Below are 13,198 nucleotides of genomic sequence, written 5' to 3' on the forward strand. Positions count from 1 at the left end.
TTTTCTCTACAAGCTGAGAGAAAGAGGCTTTTAAGCCTCTTTCTCTTTTTGCTTAAGAATAAATTCATGTAAAAATAATAATTTTTGAGGGAGTGATGTAAAAAACAGGAATAAACTATTTTGATAGTAAAGGAAAAATATGTTATATTATTAATTGTGGTTGGAGGTGATAATTTCCATTAGTCAATGATAAAATGGTCTGATTTGCAGCGAATCTAGTTTTTTATCAATTAAACTAAGAATGTGCGACCTCGGGACCGTTGCTGTGTTCGGGATAGTTTTTTGGATGTCAGCTTAGAGGTACATAAAATATTAGAATACGGAGGGATATCGAATGAAAAAAGCGATTTTAGGGTTGTCTTTGTCAGCAGCGCTATTGATTCCGTCTTCATTTGCCGCTGCATCAGAAAGCACTCAGCTGACAGAAGAACAGAAAGCGCTGCTTGAAGCAAAAACGGAATATGTGCAGTCGCTTCCCGAGCAAGTGAACATCCAGAGCGGCTTTTCCGCTTATGCGGGGAAAAGGCTGACGATTAAAAGGGGCAGTTTTCTGGCCTGGTCCAAAGATTATATCGAATGGTATTACAACGGCAAAAAAATTTCGAGCAGCAACGGCTCGCAGGATGTCGGCTACGTGTTTCCGAACATCGTGAAAGCGAAAGGGATTACAAGGTATTATAAGTCTTCAGGCCTTCATAAATGGAGAGCCAAAAAAACGCACAGCATCGGAACCGTCACGCCATGGGGGGACGTCGTGCTGACAAGCAACACCTATACGGACAGAAGATGGGTCAATAAAAAAGGAAAGTACGGTAACGATTAAATAGACGAATGAATACTACGCTGCCAAAAGACTATTTTGGAAATTTTGGCAGCGTAGTATAATTGAAAATGCTGACATCACATCCTGTATAGAGAAAGGATTATTGACATTGATCAAAATTAAAAATTTAACGAAAGCTTATGGCAGCAAGACGGTTTTCGACCGGCTCAATATGAATATCGAAAAACATAAAGTCAACTTCCTGATGGGGGAAAACGGCGCCGGAAAAACGACTTTGCTGAAATGCCTCCTCGGCCTCGAGCCTTTCAAAGGCGAAATCCTGTATGATGATAAACCTCTTGACGCCATCCGCCATAAAGTGCACGTCGTTTATGACGACTCTCCGTTTTATCTTAATCTGACGGGATATCAAAATATCAGCATCCTGCTGAACAAACGTGTCGGAAAAGAAGAGCTGGAACAGGCGGCAACGAAGTTTCTCGGCCATGCACTGCTGAAAAAGAAGGTGAAGACGTACTCCTACGGGCAAAGGAAAAAGCTCAGCTTCATCATCGCCGCCTTAAACAAACCAGAGTACTTGTTATTGGATGAAATATCCAACGGGCTCGATTACCGCTCGATGATGGAGCTTCAGGAGATCGTCAAAAGCTGGTCAAACGAGATGACTATTGTGGCTGCGGGCCACCAATTTGAATTTTATTCTTCAATCGTCGACCGGTTATTTGTGCTGAAAAACGGTTCGGCTTTGCATGTGGAATACTTTAAGACGAATGGAGCGGGATTGGGCGATGTTTATAAAGAATATTTATAGCATTTTACAGAAGGAGCTTGCTTACCAGTATCATGCAAAAGTATTTTTTATATTAGTCATTCCGCTGCTCATCGTTTCTTCAGGGATGATATATGTTCAATATAAAACTGCCGAAAGCAGCTACCGGCAGTTTTTGAAGACGGAATCGGAATATCGGGAACTCGGAATTGATGTGAAAAAAGCGTTGGATTCACCAGTTAACGTAACGGAAGGGACATTAAAGAGCGGAGATGGGGACGGGGAGATCGTCGAAAATATTTTAAGGTACGATTATGAGCAGCTCATCCTGTCCCTTCATCTTATACAGCCGAAACAATCGGTCGTTGCGGCTATGGAGTGGATGGGCTTTATTGCCTTGCCTTTGGCGTTCACCCTTTACGCCATTTATATTTCGACGTATGACAACAGATTCCGGACGGTGAAGGTGAAGGCGGCAAGATATGACTGGAAGATGGTTCTTCTCGCCAAACAATGTTCGGTCTACATCGTTATGCTTGTCACAACAGCGGCCGTTTTATGTTTGGCTTATTTGGCAGGTCTCTTCTTTTATGCATTGGCGGCAAGAACGATACCGGTCGATCAGTTCGCGGTTTCGGTTCCTTCTAAGAGCAGTATGTTGAGTCAATGGTTCGTCGTTTTGGCAGTGAGCTTTATTTTTGCAACGATCGGATTTTATTTGGGGATATTGTTCAGAAGCTTTATCACGCCGGCTTTGCTTTATATCATTTACACCCTGCTCGTTCCCGTTCTGGGCAAATTCGATTTGAAAAACCTGCTTGCCAATCTGGGGCATGCGGTGTTCGATTTCAACGGCAGTTTTAAACTGTTTACGCCCGAGATAGTGGAAATCATTCCGATCATGTTGATTCTGCTCGTGTTTTTCGGCGTGTTTTCGGTTGTCGCCTATTATGCGGCACACAGGCAAAGCAAATATGTTGTATGATCGAAATAGAATTCATTGGCAGCCGTCTCAGCTTAAGGCGGCTTTTTTTTCGGGTTGAAAAAAACTTGATCCCTCGTAAAAATTCGGAAAATTCTATATAATAGTAAGGCAGCCTAGAACAGATGTCATAAGATGTTCAATTAAACAGCGTATGAATATGAGGGACAGGTGAGAAATGTGGCGAATCAAGATTTGAATTTACAAACGCTATATACGAGTCATACCCGCGGCGCCTGGGCGAATCTGGGCGGACATATGACAGTCGAGATGACGGAGGAGGAAGCGAAAGAACTTGAAGGTTTGAACGACTATCTGTCTTTGGAAGAAGTCGAAATGATTTACGTTCCGCTGGCACGGCTGCTCTACTTGCACCGGAATTCCCAATATGAGCGGAATATCCGGGTGAACGGGTTTTTGAATCATCCCCACGCAGCTAAAATTCCGTTTATCATCGGGATTGCCGGAAGCGTGGCCGTCGGAAAAAGCACGACGGCACGGATTATTCAGACCGTGCTGTCCCGTTTACAGGAACGGCTGAAAGTCAGCTTGATCACAACAGACGGTTTTCTGTATCCGAATGCGGTTCTGATCGAAAAGAACATCATGTCAAGGAAAGGCTTTCCCGAAAGCTATGATGTCAAGGCGCTGCTCGAGTTTTTAAACGATTTAAAATCGGGAAAGGAAACCGTCAAAGCACCGGTCTATTCCCATTTAACGTACGACAGGATGGAAGGCGTTTTTGAAACGGTCGAGCAGGCCGATGTTGTCATCATTGAAGGGGTGAACGTGCTGCAAACGCCGACGATTGAAGACGACAGGACAAAACCGCGCGTATTCGTATCCGATTTTTTTGATTTTTCGATTTATGTCGATGCCGAGGAAGAGCTTATTATCAAATGGTATCTTGAGCGTTTCCGCATGCTCAGGGAGACGGCGTTTCAAGACCCGACGTCGTATTTTCATAAATATAAAGACCTTTCCGATACAGAAGCCGATTACATGGCGAAATCGATTTGGGAGACCGTTAACCGCCCGAACCTGTATGAAAACATTTTGCCTACGAAATTCCGCTCGGATTTAATTTTGAAAAAAGGGGAGGGTCACAAAGTCGAAAAGGTTTTAGTCAGACGGGTATAAGCGTCTAAAGAGAAAGCGGGGGAAAGCCGATGATTCACCATATTGAGCTGTATGTATCAGATTTAGAAAGATCCAAGCATTTTTGGGGGTGGTTTCTAGAAGAACTCGGATATGAGGTCTATCAGCGGTGGGAAGGGGGGATCAGCTGGAAAGCAAACGGCGCTTACATCGTATTCGTTCAAGCTCAAGGAGAGTTTTTAAAGGCGGGCTACCACAGACGCCGGGTCGGATTAAACCATCTCGCCTTTCAGGCAGCCTCAAGGGAGCAGGTCGATGAAATAACAGAGCAGCTGATCCGACGCGGCTATCAGCTGCTCTATGAAGACAGACATCCGTTTGCCGGCGGCAGCGGACATTATGCGCTGTATACGGAAGATCCGGACCGCATCAAAGTCGAGCTTGTGGCGCCTTGCTAACACGGCAGGTCTTAAAGCCTCCTTTAGTGATGCAATGTTTTTCCGGCAGGCTTTCCGTACTTTGCGTTTTTGACGTTTCGGAAAGCTGCAGCGAGGAAAGGGATTCCGAAAAGGGTCACAACCGACAGGATGGAAAAGGTGAAAAAAGGCTTTTCTGCCCCGAACACATCCAGCAGCATTCCGCCCGCCCACGGCCCGATTACGCTTCCGAGCTGGGTAAAGCCCATCGCTCCGAAGTAAGTCCCTTTTAGTTCCGGAGGCGCGATTTGATCAACCAGTACATCCAGCATTGAAAACAGCAGCACTTCTCCTATTGTGAACAATACAACAATGAAGACGATTGACAAAAGATCATGAAAAAACGAAAGGCTGAAGAGGCTTGCTGTGATCAGCGCGTTCCCTGTCATCAATGACAAAATGGGGGAAAACCGCTTTGCGATATGTATGAGCGGATACTGCGTTACAAGCACGGCAACGGCGTTCAGCGTCAGCATCATCCCGAATATCTCAGTTCCGCCTTCAATAAATGGGCTTGCCGACATGTACTGCGCAAGCGTCGATGTGAAATGGGAGTAGCCGAACAAACAAAGAACCGAGCCGATCAGCGTCAACGAAAACACCCGGTCCGTTTTTGTCACGTGGAAGGCCTCCCGCATCTTGATCCGCTTATTCGTCTCAATCACCGGCACGGTGTGTTTTTTAAACTGAACAGCCAAAACCGCCGCGTAGACGAAATAAATCAAACCCGCAATCAAAAACGGCATCGTCGTTTTTGAAGAGCCGAGATACAGTCCTAAAAGCGGTCCGAACACCACGCCGAGGTTGATGGCCGTATATCTGAGGTTGAAGACGAAGAGGCGGGTCTCAGGCTTGGATACGTCTGAGAGGAGCGCTCTTGAAGTCGGCTCAAAGAGAGCGCGGCACAATCCGTTTAAGGCGTTCATCAAAAAGAAAGTCCAGACGTTGTCGGCGAGTGCAAAGCCCGCGAACACAAGCGTCCAGCCGAAAATCGACAAAAGCATGATCGTTTTCCGGCCAAACCGGTCTGATACATATCCTCCATAAAAGCTTGCGGCAATCCCGACGAGGGAGCTTGCCGCAATAACGGCTCCTGCAAAACCTGCGGAAGCGCCCTTCACCTGCGTTAAATAAATTGCTAAAAAAGGAATGCTCATCGCGGTTCCCATCCGCCCGAAAATCGTTCCGACAATGATGGTCCAGCTGAGCGGGTGGATCTCTTTCCATTTTGGTTTCATGATGAACTCCCCACGCTTGCAATCGTTTTATTGTATATCATACATGAAACAAACGGTAATGAATAGAGGATATTCAGGAGATAAGGGGAATGAAAAAAGCTTCCCTGCCAGAAAGGAAGCCACGTCAAGTTTATGAAAACATGCCTTGGTTTGTAACATAATCATAGATGACATCTTCGATATGGGCATGCAGCCCCTCGTCCGGCTCCTCGATCCGCCTTTCCTTCAAAGCGAGCTTCAGGATTTCCTTTTCGTGGGGGCTCAAGGGATCGATCGCAACATTTCGGCCGTATTGCCGCAGCGCCTGTCCCAGCATTTTTTCGATCAGTTTCTCTTCCATTTTGTTTTCTCCTTTTAGGAGCGGTTTTCTTTTATCTTACTAAGAAAAACCGCCGTGCTCAAGGGAGTTTACGCCGAAGATTTAAGCTTTGTTATAAATTGTGCTCTTTTTCCCCGTATAGTATAATGAGTTAACACAACCACAAAAATGAAAAAGAGCCGGAATACGGTAACATTCCGGTCTGCAGGACCATTCCCCGAACTTGTTGCGGCTTTAAGGGATGGTCTATTTGTTTTTTATGAAGAAAGCACAAACATGTTTTCTCATCTTTTATAGAAGAGTGTCAGGAGTTTTCTAACCGCGCGTTTATCTTGGACATGGTCCGTATTTTGCCTATCGCAGGCTCTAAAGAAGAAAGGTGTTTTAGATTTGAGACGAATCATTAAATGGGCAGTATTAGTCACGCTTTGTGCGGGCTTATTCGCATGTATTGCAAACGAGAATGCAAAGAATATTCATTATGCAAAAGCAGAACAGCAAACACTGGATATTTATACACCGAAGACGGCCAAGAAAGAAAAACATCCTGTTCTCATCTATATACATGGGGGAGGATGGACGGGCGGAGACAAGAGCAACGCTGCTTCAAAGCCGGCATTTTTCACAGAAAAAGGCTATGTTTTCGTGTCTGTAAACTATCGGCTTCATCCTGATGTTCAGTATGGTGATATGGCCTATGATGTCGCCAAGGCGGTGAAATGGGTTGAGGATCATGCAGATGAGTATCAAATAGATCAATCGAAAATCAATATAATGGGGCATTCGGCAGGAGGCCACTTGGCGGGCTTAATTGCCGCAGATGCAAAATATTTAAACAGCGTTGGTCTAAAACCGGCATCGCTCAATTCGATTGTTATATTAGACGGCCCTCTGAATCTCAAGCAATTTATCGAAGCGATCCCGTCTTACAAAAAGGTGTTTGGCCCTGACGAAAAGGTGTGGACAGAGGCTTCACCGCTCACCTACATGAACAATCAAAACCTGCCGCCGGCTTATTTGGTCACGCGCTGGGCAGATCCTTCTGTTTATCAATTTGCAGCAGCCTTAAACAAAGCGAAAGGATCCGATTTTGTTTATCAAGTCAAGAATCTGTCCCACAGCGGTTTAAATAAGATGTTCGGCTCTCCGGATGCACCGCAAGAAGCGCAGGATATGACAAAAGCCGTTATGGCGTTTTTAGAGAAGAAAAATAAATGATCTTGAAAGGACTGGTGAGTTCTCCGGCCCAAGCGCTGTTCGCGGGGCCGCAAAGGCTTATAGTGATAACCGCAGGGTTTCAGACACTTGCTGCACCCGCAGCGGAAGTGCACGGAGACGTTTTTAGGACTGCACGTTATGTTCAGTTGCGGAGTTGATTTTTCAATCCATCACCCTATTTTCAAGGGGGACTTGCGATGGAAGCATGCATAACACCTTCTTTCCAAAGAAGGTGTTTTTTGCTGCTTTCAGCCAGGATTTTCTTTGGATAAATTTACGCCTGGAATCGAACGTATATTCGCAGTATAGTAATCATACAATACATATGCGAACGTTAGTTCTTTTTTGCGGGAGGATGCAGATATGGATTACAGTCAATATCCGGCGCGGTCGATTTTATGCGTTGATATGCGGAGTTTTTATGCGAGCTGTGCCGCCGTTTTGCTCGGGCTTGATCCGATGACTTGTTTTCTGGCGGTGGTCGGGAACACAGAAAGGCAGGGGAGCGTTGTTCTGGCCGCTTCCCCGGCTCTAAAAAAAGAGTTCGGCGTTCAAACGGGGACGAGGCTGTTCCAGCTTCCGGACGATCCTCGCATTCAGCTGGTCAATCCAAAAATGGCGGTATTTGTCCGTGTTTCAACAGAGCTGACCCGGCTGTTTGGCCGCTATGTGCCGCATGATGCCATCCATACGTACAGCGTCGATGAAAGCTTTATTCAAGTGGACGGCGTTGAAAGCATGTGGGGGGACGCGCAGACGATTGCCGAAAAAATCCAAGACGACATGAAAAGGGAGTTTGGCCTGCCCTGCACCGTCGGAATCGGTCCGAATATGCTGCTGGCAAAGCTCTGCCTTGACCTTGAAGCGAAGAAAACGGAAGGCGGAATCGCCGCATGGGATTATTACGACGTGAAAACGAAGCTTTGGCCCTTATCCCCCCTCCGGAAAATGTGGGGAATCGGTTCAAGACTGGAAAAGAGGCTGAACCGAATGGGGATTTTTACGGTCGGCCAGCTGGCGCAGTATGATCTCAAACGGCTTGAGAAAGCATTTGGAATCATGGGAAACCAGCTTTACTACCACGCTTGGGGCATCGATCTTTCAGCGATCGGATCACCGATCATGAACGGGCAGATCAGCTATGGGAAAAGCCAGATTTTGCTCAGGGACTATCCCGATCCAGATGAAGTCAAGCACGTCATCCTTGAAATGTGCGAGGAAGTCGCCAAAAGGGCCCGTGACCATCAGCAGGCGGGCCGGACTGTCAGCCTCGGGATTGAATACAGCCGTGATGAGTTTGGCGGGGGATTTTACCGTTCGAAAACGATGGAAAGCCCTTCAAATGTCACGCTCGACCTGTATCACACATGCCTTGCATTGTTTGACCGCTTTTATGAAGGGAAAACGGTTCGGAAAATTTCCGTTTCCCTTTCCAATATTCAGGATGACAATCTGATCCAGCTCGATCTTTTTCGTCCGGATCAGGAAAAAAAGCGGACGCTCGGGTACGTCATGGACGGCATCAGGGAACGGTATGGCTCAGCTGCGCTTCTGCGCGCCGTTTCCTATACGAACGCCGGAACCGCCCGTCTGCGGTCAAAGCTTGTCGGCGGACATCAGGCATAGAAAGGAGAATGATGTATGCTGAAAGACAGAGGCAATATCAAATGGGTGTCTATGATGCTACCGGAACACGTTGAATTGCTTAAAGAATATTACGATAGTCTTGATAAAGTGGAAAAGCCGGTTTTGGATGAACAAAAATATGAAGAATTCAATGAAATCATTTGTGAAGCGATGGCGGAAAATGCACCTTTGCGATTTGCCTATTACCGGCAGGGGGAGGTCACAACGCTTGCCGGCCGCATCCACTATGTTGACGCCCTTAAACGGGAGCTGCGCATCGTAAGCCATACGGATGAAATACGCATTTTAAAGATGGATGACATGATTGAGATTGAATATGATTTCCGTGTATAATGAAATCAGTATTCGGAGGTGGATAAAATGGTAAATGACATTCATTTGCCAGCTGCAGCGTCTCATGCAAAGCCTGTTATCTTGAAAGGCGATACTTTGCATGAGGCGGAACGTTAAACAAATCGCCTGATTGTAAGGTATCATTTCTGATCATCCGGCTTTGCACCTTATTTCAAAATAGATATAAATAAGGAGCTGGCAGAAATGACCCCTTTTATTAGAAATGATCAATATCATTTTATTATGTTTCAAACGGACAGTCTTGTCCAAGGACATGCGAACATCAAGGACGGAAACGTGCTTGATGCTTTGAAATCCAATGCTTTAGGCCAAGTATTACATCTGTTTCCTGAGCTCAGCAATGACCAAAAAGCTTTGCTTGGCAAGATAGTTGAGGTGAAGGACAGCGCCGGAGCCGCGAGATTTTCAGCTGAATTAGAGCATCATGTGATTCCATTTCAGCGGGTAACGGCAGAAAAGGCCAAAAAGCTGTTTTCTAAAGTGAAAAAGTTAAAGACTCCCGATTTTGGGGAGATTGATTTCAGGAGGTATTCCTACTTGGGATGGAATGATGCAGGCTCAGGCAGGAAATACATGATTGTCGATATCGACGGAAAACTGACAGGAATACACGGCACCATCAGATCCAGCAATAAAAAAGGAGTCTGCTCGATATGTAACGGGATCGAAGAGCTCGGACTGTTCATGGCCCGGGTGAAAAGCAGCAAAGAAGCCTATACGGACAGAGGCAATTACATTTGCTATGACAGTGAAAAATGCAACCAAAACATGATGACGCTGGATCATCTGAACAAATTCGTCGCACAAGTAACGAAATATTAACGTAAACAACCCGGCTGGAAATTCGAGCCGGGTTGTTTATAATTCAGCCTTTACCGTCCGCTCTCCGAAGAGCCGGCGGGTCAGCAAGGAAACGGCCGAGGCTGAGGCCGTCCGCAGCTCGTGGACAGCATTAAAAAAAGCGGGCTTAGAAAGACGGTGGCGGCCAAAACCTCATGGACAATGTCAGCGGCGAGGCAGGAAAATGTTAAAGCTTTTCGCAAACAGGAAACAGCTATGTCCCAAGGGGCAGGAAGAAAGGCATAATAGGAAAACAATAGGCATAATCAAGCGTTTTGCTGTGTGTGTTACGGATGTCGCCACAAATAATCCGCCCGTTGCAACAATTTTTCAGAAAAGGGTATAGGGGACGGTATAACTGCACATTTTCATGTTGCAAAACAGCTTTTCCAAATAAAATAGGTCTGCAAAAAAGAAAGCCCGAATAATGTGAAACAAAGGGGTTAGCGGCACGATTTGCACAGGAAAAAAATATACTGTTCATAAGATGCTGAAACAGCAAGTGAAAGGGGTCATTAGTGATGCTGATTACAGTCAAAATACGCCACACTGCTGAAAGCGAAGGCACGGATATAGGAGATTTCACTCCCGCTGAGATTGAAAATATTGTGCAGACCATCAGAAAATACGGAGCTTGGCTTTCACCTGATGCCGATGCAGATGACTATAAGTTTTCCTTTCAGGATGCCAAATACAATCTTGAGCAAAGAGTCTTTGAAATTATCGTAGAATAAAATATATCCGGGTCTCTCGGACGCTGAATGAACGATTTTATATGCGTTTATTTAGAGTCCTTTTTATTTCCGGAGCGAAATGAACAGGGAGACAGGCTCCTTTTCACGAATGCAGACGTTCAATCCGGCAGCCTGATTATAAAGCGAAACCTTGGAGAGGCTTATCCCCCAAGGTTTTTGTCTTTTTTGGCTTCCTCAATCGGTAAGCCCTTCTTTGATCAAAGCATCGACTTTGCTGCTGAATAAAAGGCCGACATGGCTTAGACCGGAAATTTGGATGTTTTCAGCGCCATCCAATTTAGACAGGCTGTTTAAGACGATGAAATCGCTCGTGCTGTAAATCGAAGTAAATTTGGTGCCGCTGGGAGCGGAATTTGTGACCAAACGGTTTGCCCCTCCCAATGTGACGACATGCTCTACTTTGTCACCGCCGCCCAAGTTTTTAATATAATAAAGTGTGTTGGCTCCGCCCATGCTGTGGGCGACAATGTCCACTTTCTCGGCTCCCGTTTCGTTTAATACGTTTTTTACATACTCCGACAACTTCGGTGCATTATTCCTGTTGTTTCCGGTCTTATCTAAAAAATCGATAGCATAAAGATCCTTGCGAGACCAGCCCTGGGATTCTAAATACGTTTTAATCCCCATGAAGTTATAAGAGCCGCCGCCGATTCCGTGAACCATGACGACAGGGGTGCGGGATTCGGCTGAAGCTTTGGAAGTTTGAACGGCAAACATGGAAACGGCGGACAGCATGCAAATGAATAGAATGGATAAAAATCGATAGCGGCGCATTGTTTCTCCTCCTGGATGTAATAAATTCACAACGACAATTCTATAAAAGGAAAATACGAAAACGAAGTGTAAATCTATCTATTTTTCAACCCGAAAAAAGAGTAATATATGAAACGCCTTTTTGGTTATGAGCCTGGCGAGCCCTGATTAAAAAAGGAGTTTGGAGCTTTTTGGATAAATGAGGAACATCATGTTCTGTTGAATAAGATCTAATAACTTTATCCTATTAAACCGGTGATGTGATGAAATGGCAAATAGAGTGGAAAAAACGGTATAATAAAACAGATACCATCTATTTCCGGGGAGGGGATGCAGAAGCTTCCAATGATGAGAAGCTTGCACGCGATTAACGATTGGCGGGCGGGCATATGAAAGATAAGACGAAAAAAGAAAAAACAATTTTTAGAAAGAGGTTACATGCCAAATGAAAACAACATTTTTTAAAAAAACCGCGATTTCACTGCTTTTTACATGCGCAGCGCTTGCAGGATGTTCAAATGACAGCGCCCACTCTGCACAGCCTAAACAAAGCGATCGACAGTTGAATCAATTTTCCAGGCTTGAAGATCAATATGATGCAAGATTGGGAGTCTTTGCGCTGGACACCGGTACGAACAAAACGGTAGCTTACCGGGCGGATGAGCGTTTTGCATATGCATCTACTCATAAAGCTTTAGCCGTGGGGGCATTGCTGCAGCAAAAATCAATAGCGGATCTGAATCAAAGAATCACCTATACCCGTGATGATCTAGTCAATTATAATCCGATTACAGAGAAGCATGTTGATACAGGAATGACCCTGAAAGAGCTTTGCGATGCTTCCATCAGGTACAGCGACAATACCGCCGGGAATCTCATACTGAAGCAGATCGGCGGACCAAGCGGGTTTAAACAGTCGCTCAGGGAAATTGGCGACAACGTGACCAACCCGGAGCGAATAGAACCGGATCTGAACGAAGTGAAGCCGGGAGAAACACATGATACGAGCACACCAAAAGCGCTCGCTAAAAGCCTTCAGGCATTCACAATCGGAGATGCTCTCCCGAAGGAGAAGCGCGAGATGTTAGTAGATTGGCTTAAAAGAAACACCACCGGCGATGCATTAATCCGCGCGGGAGTGCCGAAAGGATGGGAAGTAGCGGATAAAACAGGAGCGGGGTCATACGGTACGCGAAATGACATTGCTGTCATTTGGCCGCCGAAAGGAGACCCGATTGTGCTCGCGGTACTATCAAGCCGCGACAAAAAGGACGCCGATTATAACGACAAGCTTATTGCCGAGGTGGCAAAGGAAGTAATTAAAGTCCTTAAGTAGGAATGTGCGAGGCGTTCAAATGATTTGATAGAGGGGAGTTTGGAGGAGATGATGATTCGTCATGCCGAAGCGCCGGATTATGAAAGAATCGTCCCGGTCATTAACGATTGGTGGGGCGGGAGGCAGATGAAAGATAAGCTGCCGAGGCTATTTTTTGAACATTTTCAAAATACGAGTTTTATCGCTGAGAAAGACGGGGAGCTGCTAGGTTTCCTCATCGGCTTTTTATCGCAGTCCAACCCTGCGGAATCGTATATTCATTTTGTCGGCGTGCATCCCGATTACAGAAAAGTCCAGGTCGGCAAACAGCTTTATGAAGCCTTCTATCGAAAAGCGAAGGAGGCGGGCTGCAAGACGGTCCGCTGCATCACCTCGCCCGTCAACAAAGTATCGATCGCGTATCATCGGAAAATGGGGTTCTCGATCGAAAAAGGGGATAAAACAACAGACGGCGTCCGCGTGTTTTCGAATTACGACGGACCAAATGAAGATCGTGTGCTGTTTGTCAAAGAGCTGTGAATAAAAGGGAGAGGAATCTCGATGATTCGATTATTAGATCATACAGATCCGCATATGGCACGCCTCATTGTAAACATTCAAAGGCCTGCTTATGAAAGGGAAGCGGACAT

General features: G+C 45.8%; 15 protein-coding genes. 12 read left to right on the forward strand and 3 right to left on the reverse strand.

Annotated features, from left to right (window positions below; all coding sequences use genetic code 11):
- Positions 1-334: 334 nt before the first annotated feature.
- The 5 genes from V7126_RS20030 (at position 335) to V7126_RS20050 (ending at position 4,091) form a co-directional block, all read left to right on the forward strand.
- Positions 335-823 (forward strand): hypothetical protein, encoded by a 489-nt coding sequence (locus tag V7126_RS20030; RefSeq protein WP_046132413.1) that lies wholly within the window; start codon positions 335-337, stop codon positions 821-823.
- Positions 824-932: 109 nt separating this feature from the next.
- A complete protein-coding gene (locus V7126_RS20035) occupies positions 933-1,595 on the forward strand; it encodes an ATP-binding cassette domain-containing protein (protein WP_335498556.1) in 663 nt (220 codons plus the stop codon).
- Positions 1,573-2,538, forward strand: coding sequence for an ABC transporter permease (locus tag V7126_RS20040; RefSeq protein ID WP_175077044.1), 966 nt, complete (start codon positions 1,573-1,575; stop codon positions 2,536-2,538). The genes V7126_RS20035 and V7126_RS20040 overlap by 23 nt, the downstream gene beginning before the upstream one ends.
- A gap of 177 nt (positions 2,539-2,715) precedes the next feature.
- On the forward strand, positions 2,716-3,675 hold the full coding sequence (gene coaA / locus V7126_RS20045) for a type I pantothenate kinase (protein ID WP_175077045.1): 960 nt from the start codon (positions 2,716-2,718) through the stop codon (positions 3,673-3,675).
- A 29-nt stretch (positions 3,676-3,704) separates the two neighbouring features.
- Positions 3,705-4,091 carry a VOC family protein gene (locus tag V7126_RS20050; RefSeq protein ID WP_175077046.1) on the forward strand — a complete coding sequence of 129 codons (387 nt, stop codon included), beginning with the start codon at positions 3,705-3,707 and terminating at the stop codon, positions 4,089-4,091.
- Positions 4,092-4,114: 23 nt separating this feature from the next.
- Here the strand turns inward: V7126_RS20050 and V7126_RS20055 are convergent, their stop codons facing one another.
- On the reverse strand, positions 4,115-5,347 hold the full coding sequence (locus V7126_RS20055) for an MDR family MFS transporter (RefSeq protein WP_175077047.1): 1,233 nt from the start codon (positions 5,345-5,347) through the stop codon (positions 4,115-4,117).
- Between the two features lie 130 nt (positions 5,348-5,477).
- Positions 5,478-5,687 (reverse strand): YqzH family protein, encoded by a 210-nt coding sequence (locus V7126_RS20060; RefSeq protein WP_046132408.1) that lies wholly within the window; start codon positions 5,685-5,687, stop codon positions 5,478-5,480.
- Positions 5,688-6,056: 369 nt separating this feature from the next.
- Between V7126_RS20060 and V7126_RS20065 the strand changes: the two genes are divergently transcribed.
- From V7126_RS20065 to V7126_RS20085, 5 genes are all read left to right on the forward strand, one after another.
- On the forward strand, positions 6,057-6,884 hold the full coding sequence (locus tag V7126_RS20065; protein ID WP_046132407.1) for an alpha/beta hydrolase: 828 nt from the start codon (positions 6,057-6,059) through the stop codon (positions 6,882-6,884).
- A gap of 363 nt (positions 6,885-7,247) precedes the next feature.
- On the forward strand, positions 7,248-8,510 hold the full coding sequence (locus tag V7126_RS20070; RefSeq protein WP_175077048.1) for a DinB/UmuC family translesion DNA polymerase: 1,263 nt from the start codon (positions 7,248-7,250) through the stop codon (positions 8,508-8,510).
- 15 nt (positions 8,511-8,525) lie between these two features.
- On the forward strand, positions 8,526-8,864 hold the full coding sequence (locus V7126_RS20075; protein WP_175077049.1) for a YolD-like family protein: 339 nt from the start codon (positions 8,526-8,528) through the stop codon (positions 8,862-8,864).
- Between the two features lie 204 nt (positions 8,865-9,068).
- Positions 9,069-9,707: a FusB/FusC family EF-G-binding protein gene (locus V7126_RS20080; protein ID WP_175077050.1), complete on the forward strand. Its 639-nt coding sequence runs from the start codon at positions 9,069-9,071 to the stop codon at positions 9,705-9,707.
- A gap of 539 nt (positions 9,708-10,246) precedes the next feature.
- Positions 10,247-10,459 (forward strand): hypothetical protein, encoded by a 213-nt coding sequence (locus V7126_RS20085; protein WP_046129778.1) that lies wholly within the window; start codon positions 10,247-10,249, stop codon positions 10,457-10,459.
- 195 nt (positions 10,460-10,654) lie between these two features.
- Here V7126_RS20085 and V7126_RS20090 read toward each other — a convergent pair whose 3' ends face one another.
- Complete coding sequence (locus tag V7126_RS20090; RefSeq protein ID WP_175077051.1) at positions 10,655-11,254, reverse strand: esterase/lipase family protein; 600 nt, start codon at positions 11,252-11,254, stop codon at positions 10,655-10,657.
- Between the two features lie 424 nt (positions 11,255-11,678).
- Between V7126_RS20090 and bla the strand changes: the two genes are divergently transcribed.
- Positions 11,679-12,569, forward strand: coding sequence for a class A beta-lactamase (bla, locus tag V7126_RS20095; RefSeq protein ID WP_046129779.1), 891 nt, complete (start codon positions 11,679-11,681; stop codon positions 12,567-12,569).
- A gap of 48 nt (positions 12,570-12,617) precedes the next feature.
- On the forward strand, positions 12,618-13,088 hold the full coding sequence (locus tag V7126_RS20100; RefSeq protein WP_046129780.1) for a GNAT family N-acetyltransferase: 471 nt from the start codon (positions 12,618-12,620) through the stop codon (positions 13,086-13,088).
- Positions 13,089-13,198: the final 110 nt, after the last annotated feature.

It is taken from the genome of Bacillus sp. JJ675 (genome assembly GCF_036963165.1).
Lineage (GTDB): Bacteria > Bacillota > Bacilli > Bacillales > Bacillaceae > Bacillus > Bacillus glycinifermentans.